We start from the raw sequence: 16,303 nt of genomic DNA, 5'->3' as shown, positions 1-16,303 counted from the left end.
CGCCTAGCTTCATTGGAAAGGAGATCCGCATGACAAATCCGCTTCTGGCCGACTGGACCGGCCCGTTTTCGCTCCCCCCTTTCGCGCAGATGGAGGATGACCAGTTCGGTCCCGCCATCGAGACCGGCCTGACCGTTGCCCGCGCCAATATCGCAGCCATCGCGGCCAATCCCGAACCGCCGACATTCGCCAATGTCATCGAGGCACTAGAGGAGGCCGAGGCGCTCCTGAACCGAGTCGCGGGGCTGTTTTATACTGTCTCGGGTGCCGATAGCACGCCCGCACGCGAGGCGCTGACGCGGGATCTGGCGCCCAAAATGGCGGCCTTCTCGTCGGAAATCATCATGAACGAGGCGCTTTACCAGCGGATTGCCGTGCTCTGGCGGGCGCGGGAGGCGCAGGGGTTGACCCCCGAACAGGACCGGATGCTCGAGCTGTATCACCGTATGTTCATCCGTGCGGGGGCGGCGCTTTCGGGGGCGGAGGCCGCGCGGATGGCCGAGATCAAATCGCGTCTTGCGGTGCTTTATACCCAGTTCTCGCAGAACCTTCTGGCCGATGAACGCGCATGGTCGCATCCCCTGACCGAAGAGGATCTGGCAGGGCTTCCGGCCTCGCTTGCCGCAGCTGCGCGGGCAGCAGGCGAGGAGCGCGGCGAGGCAGGCCCCGTCCTGACGCTCTCGCGCTCGCTGGTGGTGCCCTTCCTGCAGTTCTCCGACAATCGCGAGCTACGCCGGATCGCCTACGAGGCATGGACCGCGCGCGGGGCCAATGGCAACGAGACCGATAATACCGAACTGCTGAACGAGATCCTCAGCCTGCGCGAGGAACGCGCCAAGCTGCTAGGTTATGAAAGTTTTGCGGCCTACAAGCTCGAGACCGAAATGGCGGGCAGCCCAGATAATGTGCGTGGGTTGCTGATGGGGGTCTGGGGGCCTGCAAAGGCGGCGGCCGAGGCCGATGCCGACGTGCTGACCGAGATGCTGCATAAGGATGGCACCAATGGTCCACTCGAGCCGTGGGACTGGCGCTATTATTCGGAAAAACGCCGTGTGGCGGAGTTCGATTTCGACGAGGAGGCACTGAAACCCTATCTCTCGCTCGATGCGATGATCGGCGCGGCCTTCGACGTGGCCAACCGACTCTTCGGACTGGAATTCAGCGAGATCGACGGGCCGTTCTACCACGCGGATGTGCGCGGCTGGGAGGTGACCCGCAAGGGCCAGCATATCGCGGTGTTCTTGGGGGATTATCATGCGCGCGGGTCCAAACGCTCGGGCGCGTGGTGCACCGCGATGCGCTCGCAGAAGAAGCTCGGTGGCGAGACCCGGCCCATCGTGATGAATGTGTGCAACTTCGCCAAGGGCGATCCGACGCTTCTGAGCCATGACGATGCGCGGACCCTGTTCCACGAATTCGGCCATGCGCTGCACCAGATGCTGTCGGATGTGACCTACGAGTTCATCTCGGGCACTTCGGTCGCGCGGGACTTCGTGGAGCTGCCGAGCCAGCTTTACGAGCATTGGCTGGATGTGCCGGAGGTGCTGCAGAAACACGCCCGCCATTACAAAACGGGCGAGGCCATTCCGCAGGACCTTCAGGACAAGCTGAAGGCTGCCGCGACCTATGATCAGGGCTTCTCGACGGTGGAATATCTGGCCTCGGCGCTGGTGGATCTGGACTTCCACGAGGGGGCCGCGCCCAAGGATGCTCTGGCCCGTCAGGCGGAGGTTCTGGCGGAGATCGGCATGCCCCATGCGATCCGTATGCGCCATGCCGCGCCGCATTTCGGGCATGTCTTCTCGGGCGATGGTTACAGCGCGGGCTATTACAGCTATATGTGGTCCGAGGTTATGGATGCCGACGCCTTCGAGGCGTTCGAGGAAGCGGGCGGGCCGTTCGATCCGGCAATGGCCGAGAAGCTCGAGGACTGGATCCTGTCCAAAGGTGGCTCGCAGGAGGCGGAGACGCTTTATAAGGGGTTCCGTGGCCGGATGCCCGGCGTCGAGGCGTTGCTGAAGGGCCGTGGTCTTCTGGACGAGGTCTGAGAGAAGGGCCAGCCCTGCGGGGCTGGCCTCTTATGCCTGTGGGCGCCAGACGTCCTTGTGGATAATGACATCCGCATTGGGATAGGTCTCGATAATCTTGTGCTTGAGGCGGGCGGCGATATCATGCGCCTCCTCGAGGGTCTGCCCGCCCTCCAGCTCCACATGCAGCTGCACGAACATGGTCGCGCCTGCGGTGCGGGTCTTAAGATCGTGGAAGGCCATGACCCCCTCATGCTCGGTGGCGATGCGCTCGATATCGGCGATGATCTCGGGCGCGACCGCCCCGTCCATCAGCGCGTTCCAGCCCCCTGTTCCGATGCTCCATGCGCCCTTGAGCATGACGAGCGCCGCGATCAGTGCCACGATCGGATCGACGCGCTGCCAGCCGAAGGTCTGGGCCGCCCAGAGCGCGAAAATCGCCCCGAGTGCGGGGATCATATCGCCGACATAATGCAGCCGGTCAGCGGCGACGACCTTGTTGCCGGTCTTCTTGGCCACGCGGCCTTGCCAGATCACCAGCGCGAGCGTCAGCACGATCGAGACCACCATGACGGTGATCCCTGCGCCTTCCGAGCCGATATGCTGGGTGCCCGGCGTCAGCAGGCGCTCGATGGAGGTCCAGATGATGATGCCGGCACTGGCCGCGATGAAAAGCGACTGGCCGAGCGAGACGAGATCCTCGGCCGAGCCATGCCCGAAACTATGGTCGTGATCGGCGGGTTTTGCGGCATAGAGGATAGTCAGGAGGCCAAGAACCGAAATCAACAGATCCAGCGCACTATCGGCCAGCGAGGCCCCGATCGAGAGCGACCCCGTTTGCCAGAGCGCCCATGATTTGAGGACCACGAGGATGCTGGCAACCGCGACAGAGGCCAGACCGGCAGAGCTGTTGAGTTTAACGCTTTCGGAATCATACATCCTGAAAGTCCTTCGTTGCGCGCGGATCTCCCTGCGCGAAGACCTAGCCCAACCTCCCCGAGCCGTAAAGGTTCTTAGTCCCTGATCTCGTCGGGATCGACGCCCCAGATCGCGGATTTCTTGACCCAGCCCTCGGCCCCGTCGGCGCGGATGTCGCACCAGTTCAGGCTGCATTTTCCCAGATGCAGGATGGCCCCCGATTCCGCACGCGCCGTAATGGCCGAGGTGTCATCGGGCTTGGCATGCAGATCGGCGACCGCGTCCTGAATGACCACGGTCCGCACGCCGGAAATCAGTGCGTAATGCACCCAGCCGCCCGCACCGTCACGGTCCTCGACGCGGCGCCAGTTACCATATTCGGCGGTGACCTTCAGGGGCATGCCGCGATGCTTGAACACCCAGTCGATCCGGTGCGAGAGCGAGGGCCCGCGGCGCGCATTGCCCGCCGAGGTCTTTAGCGAGACGAAACGCGGGATCGGCAGGTTGGTATTGGAACCCAGCTTCACCTTGCCCGCGTCCTTGCCCGCCGGTGCCAGATCCATTTCGGGCGCGGGACCACTATCCTCGTCGGATAATATACCACTTTCGTCCGCGCTCTCTTGCGCATGGGAGTAATGGCCATAGACTAGTGTCAGGAATGTGGCCGAAAGTATGGTCATACAAATGGCGCGCAAAAGTGCCTGTTTCGTAATCATGCTGTTACTGCCCATATGGTGGTGGTTTCGGTGCGCAACAAAATTGCGACAATACGGTGTATTTTGCCATTTTCTGCCTCGGTGGGTCTTGTATCTTCAACCCTTGAGGCGCAGTTTGCCCTTAAGCACGGAGAGTTGGAAGAGGGGGAGGAGGCGCCATGCCGAACCAGCGTTTGAGTGTTGTCGTCACGCGACGGTTGCCCGAGGTCGTGGAGACGCGGATGAAGGAACTGTTCGATGTCGAACTGCGCGACACCGATGCGCCGATGACGCGCGACGAGCTGGTCGCGGCGATGAAACGCGCCGATGTTCTGGTCCCGACGCTGACCGACAAGATTGATGCCAATATGCTGGCGCAGGCCGGTGAGGGGTTGAAACTGATCGCGAATTTCGGGGCAGGGATCGACCATATCGATGTGGCCACGGCCCGTCAGCGCGGCATTTTGGTGTCGAACACTCCGGGCGTCGTGACCGAGGACACCGCCGATATGACGATGGCGCTGGTGCTGGCGGTGACGCGGCGCATCCCTGAAGGTCTCGCGATTATGCAGTCGGGCCGCTGGGAGGGCTGGTCGCCTACCGCTTATTTGGGCGGACGAATCGGTGGCAAACGGCTGGGGATTTTGGGCATGGGCCGGATCGGGCAGGCGGTGGCGCGGCGCGCGCGCGCGTTTGGCATGCAGATCCATTACCATAACCGTCGCAGGCTTCGCTCCGAGATCGAGGAGGGGCTGGAGGCCACTTATTGGGAGAGCCTCGACCAAATGGTCAGCCGTGTCGATGTGATCTCGGTGAACTGTCCGCATACGCCCTCGACATTCCATCTGCTCAATGCCCGACGGCTCAAGCTGATGAAACCTTCGGCGGTGGTGGTGAATACCTCGCGCGGCGAGGTGATCGACGAGAATGCCCTGACGCGGATGCTGCGTTCGGGCGAGATCGCCGGTGCTGGGCTTGATGTCTTCGAAGGACGCCACGAGATCAACCCACGCCTGCGTGAGCTGCCCAATGTGGTGCTGCTGCCGCATATGGGCTCTTCGACCATCGAGGGGCGCATCGAGATGGGCGAGAAGGTGCTTCTCAATATCAAGACCTTTGCCGATGGCCACCGGCCACCGGATCAGGTTCTGCCCTCGATGTTGTAACCGGAGCGGCTGCCGTTAATGCGGTAGCGCCTGATACAGGGTGAAGGCGTGATCATGCGGCAGCGCGATGGCGTCCATGGGGCTCGGGCGGCGTTGGCAGAATTCGAGATAGGCCATGACCGCCGGATCCTCCGCCAGGCCCAGCAGCCAGAACGGGCCCTCGGGGCAGGGCCGGACCAGCTGTGTCGCAGGGTCATGCCAAGTCAGCTCCGGAAACCGCAGCGCCATATTGCCCGCGATGATCTCCTTGGCCAGCACTGTGCCGGTCAGGTTTTCTGCCGCCAGTGCCTCCTGCAGACCGTCGAGATCAAGGCTCTTGAAGGGCGGGTCGGTTTTCAGCATCACACCCATCGCCACGCAGAGCAGCACGGGCAGACAGAGGGTTGCGGCAACAAGGCCGATGCGCCGTCGGCGCCCGAGCCGGTCCAGCACCCAGAGCGCGGCCATCGGCACGAGTATCACGAGGATCGGCAAGAGCCAGCGCAGTCGCAACTCGGTCGCGCCGCTGAGGAGCCCGCCTGCGAGGATCAGCATCAGGGTCAGCCCCACGATGCCGAGCACGACGCCCTGTTCTGTGCGGCGCAGCGGTCCGCTTTCTCCTGCATCGTGTCTGGTGGGTTTGTGTAGCGTGCTGAGCGCGAAGGCGCCAAGAACGAGCACGGGAAGCGCAAGGAATGTGAGGACGGAGGTGGCGGTGCTGGTCAGGAACAGCCCTGACGAGACGAGCGGCCCTTGTCCTCCCTCGAAATCCAGCTTGTCAGCGGAGGCGAGGGCCACCGCCGCATGACGGGCGATCCAGCTGAAGGTGGGCAGGCAGATCGCCAGCGGCAGCACCAGCCAGAGAAGTGCCTTGCGGTCGCGGAGCAGTCTGCGGCCGCCCGCGCTCAGGAGAAGGCTGCCGAACCCTGCCAGCAGCAGGGGGGCGAAAGACCATTTTGTCAGAAGACCCAGTCCCGCAATCAGGCCGAGCGCCGCGTAATTGCCAAGGCTCGGGCGTTCGCGCAGCCGCAAGAGCGCCCAGAAGAAGGCCAGAGCGGCGATGGTGACGGTGACATTATGGGTCCGGATGCGTTGGCTTTCCCAGACCAGCTCGGGTAGCCAGAACAGCATGAGTGTCGCAAGCCCAGCCATCCAGATCCGCGTTGGCGGCACCCAGCGTCGCATCAGCGCGAAGCTCAGAGCGAAGGTGGCCCAGAGGGTCAGCGCCTTGAGGATGGCCAGTCCGGCCACCGAGGGGCCTGTGAGCAGAAACACAAGACGCTGCAACCAGATATAGAGCGGGGGCTGCGGGCCGTAGCCCCATGACCAGCCCTGCGCCCAGAGAAAGGCCTCGGCCTCGTCGATATTCAACCGGTCGCCCAGCAGGATACGGAGGGTGGCCTGAACCGCGAAATACAGCCCGAAAAGGCCCAACCAGATCGGAGACTTATTCAGCAGTGACACGGCAGGCGGGCTCCGGAGCAGAAAACGGTTCTGTGATGTTTGAAGCTTAAGCCGCGCGGGCGCAAATGAAAAAGGCCCGGAGAGTGCTCCGGGCCTTGGTCAAATGTGTATACTATCAGCCGGTGTAGGCGGGCATCTGCTCCAGCTCGTCCTGAGTGGCGGCCACATGGATCGAGAGGCCGTCATCGGCTTTCATCACTTCCATCTGGTCGGGCGTCAGCGCGACGGATTTTGCACCCATCCCGAGGAAGCCACCGACACTAACCACCACTTGCGTGACACCATCATTGCTGTCGGTCACAACATCGGTGACCTTGCCGATGGACTCGTCATTCGGGCCGTAGACGGTCTGACCCTCCAGGTCTGCAGCCTTGACGGTGCTCCAGTCGGTCACCGGCGTGCCCTCGGGGTTGGCGGGCGTATCGGCTGCGGTCGTCATATCGGCCTTGGTATCATCGGCTGCATCGGCCATGTCATTGCCGGCCTGATCCATCGCGGTGCCCGCCTCGGCGGTTTTGTCCTTGGTCCAGTCAGCGGCATCTTTAGCAGCCGCCGAAACAGCGGCACCCGCAGCGGCAGCTTTTTCCTTGGTCCAGTCGGCAGCATCGCCTGCCGCGTCGGCTACGTCATTGCCGGCATCGCTAGCCACAGTCGTGGTGTTCTCAGCGGCATTCTCCATGCCGTTTCCAGCGGCATTGGCGGCCTGGTCCATGTCATCCATGGCCGGCGAATAAGCTGGAGCGTTTTCCAGCGAAGCTTTGTCGCCCTTCATCACCAGGCGGTAATCCGAGCCCATGCTGCCTTCGGCCGAGACCATCTGCAGCGCATCGAGGTTAACGGCCACGGTTTTCTTGCCAATCCCGAGGAATCCGCCGACATCGACCAGAACGGCTTCGACATCGCCATTATTTCCGACGATCATATCGCTGACCTCGCCGATATCATCCATATCGGTATCCGCCGTCACATCCGCATCGGTCGAGGCGGTCGCATAGACGCGCTTACCGATGAAATCGGACGCCATGACGGCATCCGGCACGGACTTGAAGAACGTATCATTACCTTGGACCTGCGCGGAGGCGGCAGCATTGGTATCGGTCGACTGGGCCATAACCGGCAAAGCGGCCATAACGGTGATTGCGGTGGTTGCAAGAAGCTTTTTCATAGTCTCTTCTCCCTTAAACTCTGCAGGGCCCGGCGAGTGTTTCGCAGCGGGTGTGGCCTGCTGTATCGGGAAAGAAACTGCGACCGGTGCGTTTTGGATCCCTGCAGACCGGTCACAAGATTTTCAGGCATGTGCGGGCGTGTCGGTGGGAACCCGCCGATGCCCGCTTTACCGCAGCGGTGGGTGGACCGGTCAGAACGACATCGCCAGATGGGTGGAGACCAACCCGTTGGCATCGAAGATCTGTGTGCCACCACCGGTGCGCGGCGGGCTGGTCGCGGTGTCGCCGCCGACGCTCCAGACGGGGCCAGTGGCGTTGAGGCTCTGATATGCGCTTTGCGCGCGCAGGCTTGTGGTCCTGTCCTGCAGGTTGCCATCGAGCCCGATGGTGAAGATGTTCTGCGCGGTATTGGTGTTTGCGCCGGAGGGCGTCTCCGTGCGGTTGGCGACCTGTTCGACGGGCACCACCACCGGTGCGGTGTAGGAGGGCGTGCCGGAGCGGGGACGTGTGGCGCTGCCTTTATCCGCGGTGGTCAGCATGCCGCTCAGCGCGGATTCGACCACAAGCCCCACCTGCGCGGTCTCCGTCTTCACGCTGGTCTGGGCAGGCGTCACCCCCTTGGTCAGCTGCTCGGGGGTGGCACCTGACAGGCTTGCAGGCGCGTCGCTCTCGTCCATCTGGGCGGCAAAGCCCTGCGCGGCATTGCCGCTTTTCTGCTGGTTGAGCCAGAGCTTATGAACGGAGCTGACGAGGCTGGAAAGATAGTGCGACAGCGACATGACGGGCCTTTTGGTTAAAAGGGGGCTAAAGAATTAGGATGTTATTGATATATCCCGATGCGGCTTCCCTTGCGACAGTTTCATGTGCAGTTGGTAAACGCCCGCAGCCACGGCCGCTCCTTTATCACGCGGGACATCACGAGGGGACGCTTTGTCGTTTTTTGCCGCCAAAGGTCGGGCGCGGCGCTCCGCTTCTTTTGGCTTCTGCCAGAAATGGGTGAAAGGCCAACAGGAGATGCCCCCTATGAAAACCCATGTCAAAGCTCTGGTCGTCGGTGGCGGCGCCGTCGGCTGTTCGATCGCCTACCACCTTGCGAAGGCGGGCTGGAAGGATGTGATGCTTGTCGAGCGTGACGAGCTGACCGCAGGTTCCACCTGGCATGCGGCGGGGCTGCTTCCGCTGTTCAACATGGGTTATGCGACGACCCATATCCACAAATATTCGGTGGATTTCTACAAGACGCTGGAGGCCGAGACCGGTCTGAATGCGGGCTTCTCGATCTGCGGCAACCTGCGTATGGCGCAGACCCAGGAGCGGATGGACGAATATCTGCTCTATAGCTCGATCGCCGAGACCGCGGATGTCTACCACGAGTTCCTGACGCCGAAGGAAATGAAGGACCGCTGGCCGCTCCTGAATACCGAAGACCTGATTGGCGCGCTCTTCCACCCGCAGGACGGCTATATCAACCCCGCCGATGTGACGCAGGCCATGGCCAAAGGCGCGCGCCAGCGTGGTGTGGATATTGTCCGTAAACTGCAGGTCAATGCCTATAAGTGGACTGGTTCGGAATGGATCGTGACGCTCGAGAAGATGGTGGACAAGGGCGGTAACCTTGTGGGTTCGGGCGAGATGGTCGATATCCATGCCGAGCATGTCGTCACCGCCACCGGCAACCACGCGCAGCGCACAGCAAAACTTCTGGGCATCAAGATCCCCGCGATTCCCGTGGAACACCAGTTCATCGTGACCGAGCCCGATCCGGCGCTGCTGGCTTACCGTGAGGCGGGCAACCCCGAACACCCGGTGCTGCGGGATTCCGACAGCAAATGGTATGTGCGTGAAGAACGCGGCGGCTGGATCTTGGGCCCCTATGAGCGTGGCGCACCGGCCTGCTTCCGTCATGGCGTGCCCGATAGCTTCCGCGCCGATCTGTTCCCGCTCGATCTGGAGCGGATCGAGGAAGAATATATGTCGATGATCCACCGGATCCCGACCACCGAGACCGCTGGCCTGAAAGACGATTTCAACGGCCCGATCTGCTACACCCCCGATGGCAACCCGCTGGTGGGTCCGGCACCCGGTCTGCGCAATATGTGGCTGGCCGAGGGCTTTAGCTTCGGGATCACCGCAGCAGGCGGCACCGGCTACTATCTGGCGCAAATGATGGTCGAGGGTGAAGCCGAGATCGATATGGCCTCGCTGGACCCCAAACGCTACGGCCAGTGGATGACCAATGAATGGGCGGTGAAGAAGAACGAGGAATGCTACGAGCACGTCTTCATCCTGCACCATCCCGACGAGGAGCGCGAGGCGGCCCGCCCCCTGCGCACCACGCCCAACTACGACGCCCAGATTGCGGAAGGCGCGCAGATGGGTCAGGTCAATGGCTGGGAACGCCCCAACTATTATGGCCCGAAAGATGCGCCCTCGAACTTCGACCATGAAGCGCGTTCGTTCCGCCGTGGCGGCTGGTGGCAATATGCCAAGGACGAGGCCGAGGCGATCCGCAACACGGCCGGTCTGATCGACGCCTCCGCCTTCACCAAGCATCTGGTGCGCGGCCCCGGTGCGACGGCCTTCCTTGATCTGTTCACCTGCAACAAACTGCCGAAAGTGGGCCGGATCAACCTGACCTATGCGCTGACGCCTGCGGGCACCACCCGCACCGAATATACCATCGTGCGGATCGCCGAGGACGAATATTACCTGATCTCGGCCGGTGCATGGACGGATTACGACGCCGATTACCTGAAGAAATCGGCCGAGGACTTCCGCGCCAATGGTGGTGACTATCTCGACATCCACGACATCACTACGCAATGGGGTGTCTTCGCGCTGGCAGGGCCCAATGCGCGCGCCATTCTCAACGAGCTGGTCGTGGATGCCGAGCCGGAAACCGTCCTGTCGAACAAGCGCTTCCCGTGGCTCTCGATGCGCAATATCGAGCTGGGTATGTGCCCTGTCCGCGCCGTTCGCGTGGCCTATACCGGCGAGCTGGGTTGGGAGCTGCACTTCCCGATCGAGTTCTCGCGCTATCTCTGGAACGCGCTGCAGGAAGCCGGTGCCAAGCATGGCATGAAGCTGGTCGGCGCCCGCGCCCAGAACTGGCTGCGTCAGGAGAAATCCTACCGCGCCTTCGGCAACGAGCTGGGCCGCGATGCCACCCCGCTCGAGGCCGGCCTCAACCGCTTCGTGGATCTGGATAAAGAGTTCACCGGCAAGCAGGCGATGCTCGACAAAGGCATCCGTGCGATGTGCGTGACGTTGCTGATCGACGGTCCGGCCGATGCCGATCCGTGGGGCCGCGAGGCGATCAAGCTCGATGGCGAAAAGGTCGGGCGCCTGACCTCGGGTGGCTATTCGGTCGCCTTCGGCAAGCAGATCGGCATGGGCTATGTCCGCCCCGATCTGGCCGAGCCGGGCACCAAGCTGACCGTGCGCATGATGGGGCAGGACTATCCGGCGGAAGTCACCGTCGACAGCCCGCATGACCCCGAGAACACGCGCATCCGCGTGAATGGCTAAAGACAAAGGCCGCCCCTCGGGGCGGCCTTTTCGATTGCGGCGGGTAAGGCTCAGGGCTGCTGGCGGGCGCTATACCAGTTGGCCCAACCGGTGGGCGATCCTGCAAAGGCGTTCAGATCCACGGTCCCGCCAATCCCCGGCGCGATGCCGGTGCCGGTATATTGCCAGAAAGTCCAGCGCACGCCCGGATAGCGGTCGCGTGGGTGATCTGCCACCGAGCGCAGCCAGAAATCGTAATTCCCCAGCAGTTCCAGATCATTGTCATGCCAGAAATCCACGGTGGAATAGATTACGGGGCGGGTGCCATAATGGGCGGTCACGATATCGAGGAAGGTGCGCATCTCGGCGCGCACCGTCTGCGGATCAGGGAAGCGGCGGCAGGTCTTGGACTGGTGGTTCCATTCGATATCCAGCACGGGCGGCAGATCCCCACGCACACGGGGCACGCGGCTGATATACCATGCGGCCTGTTCCTGCGGGGTGCGGCAGAAGTAATAGAAGTGATACGCGCCCACGGCCACGCCAGCCGCGCGCGCTGCATTGGCGTTCATCCCGTAGCCCGGATCGATATAATCGCCGCCTTCAGTCGCTTTGAGCCACGCGAACCGGATGCCCGAACTGCGAGCGCGGCGCCAGTCGATCAGCCCCTGATAGCGTGCCGCATCGATCCCGTGGATCGGATAATCAGACGGGGATAATTCCCCCCACGGGTGCGGCGACCGGTCTCCGAATTGTAGCGGAATACCGGGCGCGCGATAATTGGCGGCGTCGAGCGAGGACGGATTCGCGAGTTTGCCAACCGTCGGTCCGCTTCCTCCACCACAGCTTGCAAGAGAAAGGGCGAGGCCGCAGGCGGCCAGCAACTTTCGGATAGGGATCATAACCATCTCCATAAGGGATGGCTCAACGTCTCGTATTTTTGTGGAAATGTCATCCCCTGTGAAGGGCGGACATTAATCATATATCGCCGATGCGCATTATTTCGCGAATTCGTCCCATGCCGCGAGTGCATGGCCCGAATACATCACACCCGGACCGCCACTCATCTGGATCGCGACACCGAGAATATCGCCCAGTTCCTCACGCGTGCCGCCGGCTTTGCGGAAGGACTCAACATGCAGGAGGATGCAGGGTTCGCAACGCTGGACAATGGCCATGCCCAGTGCCAGCATCTCTTTCTGTTTCCTGTCAAGAACGCCCGCGCCCTCGACATTTTCAGAGAGCGTTCCGAAACCCTGCATCGCCTCGGGAATGGCTTGGACTATGCTGCGCAGCTCCCCGCGCACGGTCGATATCTTGTCTGTATAGCTCATGATGCACCTCACATATTGCATCATGAATATGGCATGGTGAGGCCCTCACTGCGTTGACCTGAGTCAAATGTATATTTTCTAATTTGGAAACAAGGAGGGATTTGTAAATTAATTGTCCACCAATCCGGCGCAATCTTGGCGATAGAGGAGAGAGCATGGGAGACACGGATGATTGTGCGACTGGCAGTGATGATACTGGTTCTGGCGAGTGCGACGGGCGCTCGCGCGCAGGATGATCGCACGCAGCAACTTGTGGGCTGCCTCGATGTGCTCTCGGCCTATAGCAGCTGGCTCGAACACGTAGAGGCGATGCGGATGCCCGGCATCTCGAGCGGGTTCTATGGCAATACTGCCCGCGAAATGGCGCGGATCGATAACGGGCGTTACCTGTTACTGACGGATCTCTCCCGCAGCCAGAGCCGCGAGCAGATGGCGGTCTATTTCGACACGCTCGCGACACCGCGCGATGGCGGTTGGATCCTGCTCGCCCCCGAGGACTTTGCTGCGGTAGGGCAGGATATGCGCCACCGCGTCACGCTTTGCGGAGCCATTTTTTTGAGGGAGCAGCGCGAGGCGGCACTGGCTCGATGAAACCGGCCCAATGAAAAAGGCGGCACCAGAGTGCCGCCTTCCTATACCATGTCCTGACGGGTCAGGCCTGTAGCGAGCGCACGATAACATCGCCCTCGGCGCGGCTCTTCATCGCAGCGACAGCTGCGATCGACCCTGCGGCGGTGGTGAAATACGGGATGTGGTCATAGAGCGCGACCGAACGGATTTCACGGGAATCCGAAATCGACTGGTTGCCCTCGGTCGTGTTGAACACGAGTGCAATCTCGCCATTTTTCATGCGGTCCACGATGTTCGGACGGCCTTCATAGACCTTGTTGACCAGCTCCGCTTCAACGCCTTTCTCGGCCAGCCATTTGGCGGTGCCGCGGGTGGCGATAACGGTGAAGCCCATCGAGATGAGATCCTTGGCGGCATCGGCCAGATCTTCCGACTTATCGGCATCCTTGATCGAGATGAATACGCGGCCTTCGACTGGCAGCTGCGTGCCGGCACCCATTTGCGCTTTCAGGAAGGCGCGCGGGAAGTTGCGGTCCCAGCCCATGACCTCGCCGGTCGAGCGCATCTCCGGACCAAGCAGCGTGTCCACACCCGGGAAACGGGCGAAGGGCAGGACCGCTTCTTTCACCGAATACCAAGGGGTAATCGGGTCGGCCAAGGTCATCTCGTCTGCATAGGGCAGGTCGTCTTCGGGGCCGGCATCCGCCGGATAGGGCGCACGCTCGGGGAAGGCCGACATCGGCTCGCCCGCCATCAGGCGCGCCGCGATCGACGCAATCGCCGAGTCAGTTGCCTTGGCCACGAAGGGCACCGTGCGCGAGGCGCGCGGATTGACTTCGAGCACATAGATCACGCCGTCCTTGATCGCGAACTGGACGTTCATCAGACCTTTGACGTTCAGACCAAGCGCAAGCTTGACGGTTTGCTCCTTCAGCTCGGCGATCATCTCTTTCGAGAGCGAATAGGGGGGCAGCGAGCAGGCCGAGTCGCCCGAGTGGACGCCCGCTTCCTCGATATGCTGCATGATCCCCGCAACATGGACGGTCTCGCCATCCGACAGCGCGTCGACATCGATCTCGATAGCGCCGGTCAGATAGCTGTCGAGCAGCACGGGGCTATCACCCGACACCACCACGGCATTGTTGATATAGCGCTTGAGGCTTTCCAGATCGCGCACGATTTCCATCGCGCGGCCACCCAGAACATAGGACGGGCGGATCACCAGCGGATAGCCCACACGGCCTGCGATCTCGTAGGCTTCGGCTTCCGAATGCGCGATGCCGTTGACCGGTTGCTTCAGGCCGAGAGTGTTCAGCAGCTCTTGGAACCGCTCGCGGTCTTCGGCCAGATCGATGGCATCCGGCGTGGTGCCGAGGATCGGAATACCTTCCGCTTCGAGCGCATTGGCCAGTTTCAGCGGCGTCTGGCCACCGAACTGCACGATCACGCCGTGCAGAGTGCCCTTGTCCTGTTCGACGCGCAGGATCTCGAGCACATGTTCGAGCGTCAGCGGCTCGAAATAGAGACGGTCCGAAGTGTCATAGTCGGTCGAGACGGTCTCGGGGTTGCAGTTGACCATGATGGTCTCGTAGCCCGCATCCGACAACGCGAAACACGCATGGCAGCAGCAATAATCGAACTCGATGCCCTGACCGATCCGGTTCGGGCCGCCGCCCAGAATAACCACTTTCTTGCGGTCGGACGGGCGTGCCTCGCATTCCACATCGCCCATCGCGGGCGCTTCATAGGTGGAATACATATAGGGGGTCTGGGCCTCGAACTCGGCCGCGCAGGTATCGATGCGCTTGAAGGCCGCAACGACGCCCAGATTGCGGCGGGCGCGGCGGACCTGACCTTCGGTGCGGCCGGTCAGGCGGGCAAGACGGGCATCGGTGAAGCCCATCATCTTGATCTTGCGCAGACCTTTTTCGTCCATGGGCAGGCCGTGCTTGCGGATCTCAGCCTCGGCGTCGATGATCTCGCGGATACGGTCGAGGAACCACGGATCGAAAGCGGTGGCCGCGATGATCTCGTCATTGGTCAGGCCGTGGCGCATGGCCTGCGCGATCAACAGCAGACGGTCAGGGGTCTGTTTGGAGATTTCCTTGACCACAGCGGCTTTATCAGGGGCGCCGGGGATCTCGATTTCGTCGAAGCCCGACAGACCGGTCTCCAGCGAGGCTAGTGCCTTTTGCAGCGATTCCTGGAAGGTCCGGCCAATCGCCATTGCTTCGCCTACCGATTTCATTGCGGTGGTCAGCGACGGCTCGGAGCCCGGGAATTTCTCGAAGGCGAAACGCGGGATCTTGGTGACGACATAATCGATGGTCGGCTCGAAGGAAGCCGGCGTGACCTTGGTGATGTCGTTATCCAGCTCGTCGAGCGTATAGCCCACTGCCAGTTTGGCCGCGACCTTGGCGATCGGGAAGCCGGTGGCCTTGGAGGCCAGCGCCGAGGAACGCGACACGCGCGGGTTCATCTCGATCACAACCATACGGCCATCGGCGGGATTGACCGCCCATTGCACGTTCGAGCCGCCGGTTTCCACACCGATCTCGCGCAGGACGTTGATCGAGTGGGTCCGCATCAGCTGGTATTCTTTATCGGTCAGCGTCAGGGCAGGGGCGATGGTGATACTGTCGCCGGTATGCACGCCCATCGGGTCGATATTCTCGATGGCGCAGACGATGATCGCGTTATCCGCCTTGTCGCGGACCACTTCCATCTCGAATTCTTTCCAGCCCAGAAGGCTTTCATCCACGAGGATCTGCGCCACAGGCGAGGCATCCAGACCCGAGCGGCAGATGCGTTCGTAATCATCGCGGTTATAGGCCACGCCGCCGCCGGTGCCGCCCATGGTGAAAGCAGGACGGATAATTGCCGGAAGGCCGATGTTTTCCAGCTCGCCCAAGGCGATCTGCACACCCGCATTGATGTCGAACTTGCCGTTCTCTTTTTTGGGGGCGGTGACGATGGTCGCGCGCGGGTTCTCGATGCCGAGGCGGTCCATCGCCTCGCGGAACAGCTTGCGGTCCTCGGCCATCTCGATGGCCTCGCGGTTGGCGCCGATCAGCTCGACATTGAACTTTTCGAGCACACCCATATCGGCAAGGGCCAGTGCGGTATTCAGGCCGGTCTGGCCACCCATGGTCGGCAGGATCGCATCGGGGCGTTCCTTCTCGACGATCTTGGCGACAACCTCGGGGGTGATCGGCTCGATATAGGTGGCATCGGCCATGTGAGGGTCGGTCATGATCGTGGCAGGGTTCGAGTTCACCAGGATGACCCGGTAGCCCTCTTCGCGCAGAGCCTTACAGGCTTGGGCGCCCGAATAGTCAAACTCGCAAGCTTGCCCGATGATGATGGGCCCTGCACCGATAATGAGGATGGACTTGATGTCAGTTCTCTTCGGCATGGTGCGGTTCCTTCGATTCGGCGCATAACAAAGGGCGCGGGCCTTGGCGGCCTCACGCAAAT

12 protein-coding genes are annotated in these 16,303 nt (G+C 61.9%); 4 read left to right on the top strand and 8 right to left on the bottom strand.

The features are described from left to right. Positions 1-29: 29 nt before the first annotated feature. The gene (locus WDB91_RS01570) at positions 30-2,048 is read left to right on the top strand and encodes a M3 family metallopeptidase (protein WP_339113417.1); all 2,019 of its coding nucleotides are present in this window, start codon (positions 30-32) and stop codon (positions 2,046-2,048) included. A 30-nt stretch (positions 2,049-2,078) separates the two neighbouring features. Here WDB91_RS01570 and WDB91_RS01565 read toward each other — a convergent pair whose 3' ends face one another. Together WDB91_RS01565 and WDB91_RS01560 are read right to left on the bottom strand one after the other, a co-directional pair. Then, on the bottom strand, positions 2,079-2,966 hold the full coding sequence (locus WDB91_RS01565; protein WP_339113416.1) for a cation diffusion facilitator family transporter: 888 nt from the start codon (positions 2,964-2,966) through the stop codon (positions 2,079-2,081). Positions 2,967-3,040: 74 nt separating this feature from the next. Further along, a complete protein-coding gene (locus tag WDB91_RS01560; protein WP_339114428.1) occupies positions 3,041-3,508 on the bottom strand; it encodes an SH3 domain-containing protein in 468 nt (155 codons plus the stop codon). 311 nt (positions 3,509-3,819) lie between these two features. Between WDB91_RS01560 and WDB91_RS01555 the strand changes: the two genes are divergently transcribed. Further along, positions 3,820-4,806, top strand: coding sequence for a D-glycerate dehydrogenase (locus WDB91_RS01555; protein ID WP_339113415.1), 987 nt, complete (start codon positions 3,820-3,822; stop codon positions 4,804-4,806). 15 nt (positions 4,807-4,821) lie between these two features. On the opposite strand, the gene WDB91_RS01550 is transcribed toward WDB91_RS01555, so the two are convergent. The 3 genes from WDB91_RS01550 to WDB91_RS01540 all read right to left on the bottom strand — a co-directional run bounded on the left by WDB91_RS01550 (position 4,822) and on the right by WDB91_RS01540 (position 8,194). After that, positions 4,822-6,249, bottom strand: coding sequence for a glycosyltransferase family 39 protein (locus tag WDB91_RS01550; protein ID WP_339113414.1), 1,428 nt, complete (start codon positions 6,247-6,249; stop codon positions 4,822-4,824). Positions 6,250-6,364: 115 nt separating this feature from the next. Then, positions 6,365-7,414 (bottom strand): PRC-barrel domain-containing protein, encoded by a 1,050-nt coding sequence (locus tag WDB91_RS01545; protein WP_339113413.1) that lies wholly within the window; start codon positions 7,412-7,414, stop codon positions 6,365-6,367. Between the two features lie 192 nt (positions 7,415-7,606). Continuing rightward, entirely contained in the window at positions 7,607-8,194 is a 588-nt protein-coding gene (locus WDB91_RS01540) for a hypothetical protein (RefSeq protein WP_339113412.1), read from the bottom strand. A gap of 244 nt (positions 8,195-8,438) precedes the next feature. Between WDB91_RS01540 and WDB91_RS01535 the strand changes: the two genes are divergently transcribed. After that, entirely contained in the window at positions 8,439-10,943 is a 2,505-nt protein-coding gene (locus WDB91_RS01535) for an FAD-dependent oxidoreductase (RefSeq protein ID WP_339113411.1), read from the top strand. Between the two features lie 50 nt (positions 10,944-10,993). Here the strand turns inward: WDB91_RS01535 and WDB91_RS01530 are convergent, their stop codons facing one another. Both WDB91_RS01530 and WDB91_RS01525 read right to left on the bottom strand, forming a co-directional pair. After that, positions 10,994-11,824, bottom strand: a complete 831-nt coding sequence (locus WDB91_RS01530; protein WP_339113410.1) for a GH25 family lysozyme — start codon at positions 11,822-11,824, stop codon at positions 10,994-10,996. A 96-nt stretch (positions 11,825-11,920) separates the two neighbouring features. Beyond that, on the bottom strand, positions 11,921-12,256 hold the full coding sequence (locus tag WDB91_RS01525) for a carboxymuconolactone decarboxylase family protein (RefSeq protein WP_339113409.1): 336 nt from the start codon (positions 12,254-12,256) through the stop codon (positions 11,921-11,923). A 168-nt stretch (positions 12,257-12,424) separates the two neighbouring features. Here WDB91_RS01525 and WDB91_RS01520 point away from each other — a divergent pair, with 168 nt between their 5' ends. Beyond that, positions 12,425-12,847: a hypothetical protein gene (locus WDB91_RS01520; protein WP_339113408.1), complete on the top strand. Its 423-nt coding sequence runs from the start codon at positions 12,425-12,427 to the stop codon at positions 12,845-12,847. A gap of 61 nt (positions 12,848-12,908) precedes the next feature. Here the strand turns inward: WDB91_RS01520 and carB are convergent, their stop codons facing one another. Then, on the bottom strand, positions 12,909-16,241 hold the full coding sequence (gene carB / locus WDB91_RS01515; protein ID WP_339113407.1) for a carbamoyl-phosphate synthase large subunit: 3,333 nt from the start codon (positions 16,239-16,241) through the stop codon (positions 12,909-12,911). Positions 16,242-16,303: the final 62 nt, after the last annotated feature.

The organism is Thioclava sp. GXIMD2076 (assembly GCF_037949795.1).
GTDB lineage: Bacteria > Pseudomonadota > Alphaproteobacteria > Rhodobacterales > Rhodobacteraceae > Thioclava > Thioclava kandeliae.
This window is presented reverse-complemented; position numbering and strand designations above follow the sequence as displayed.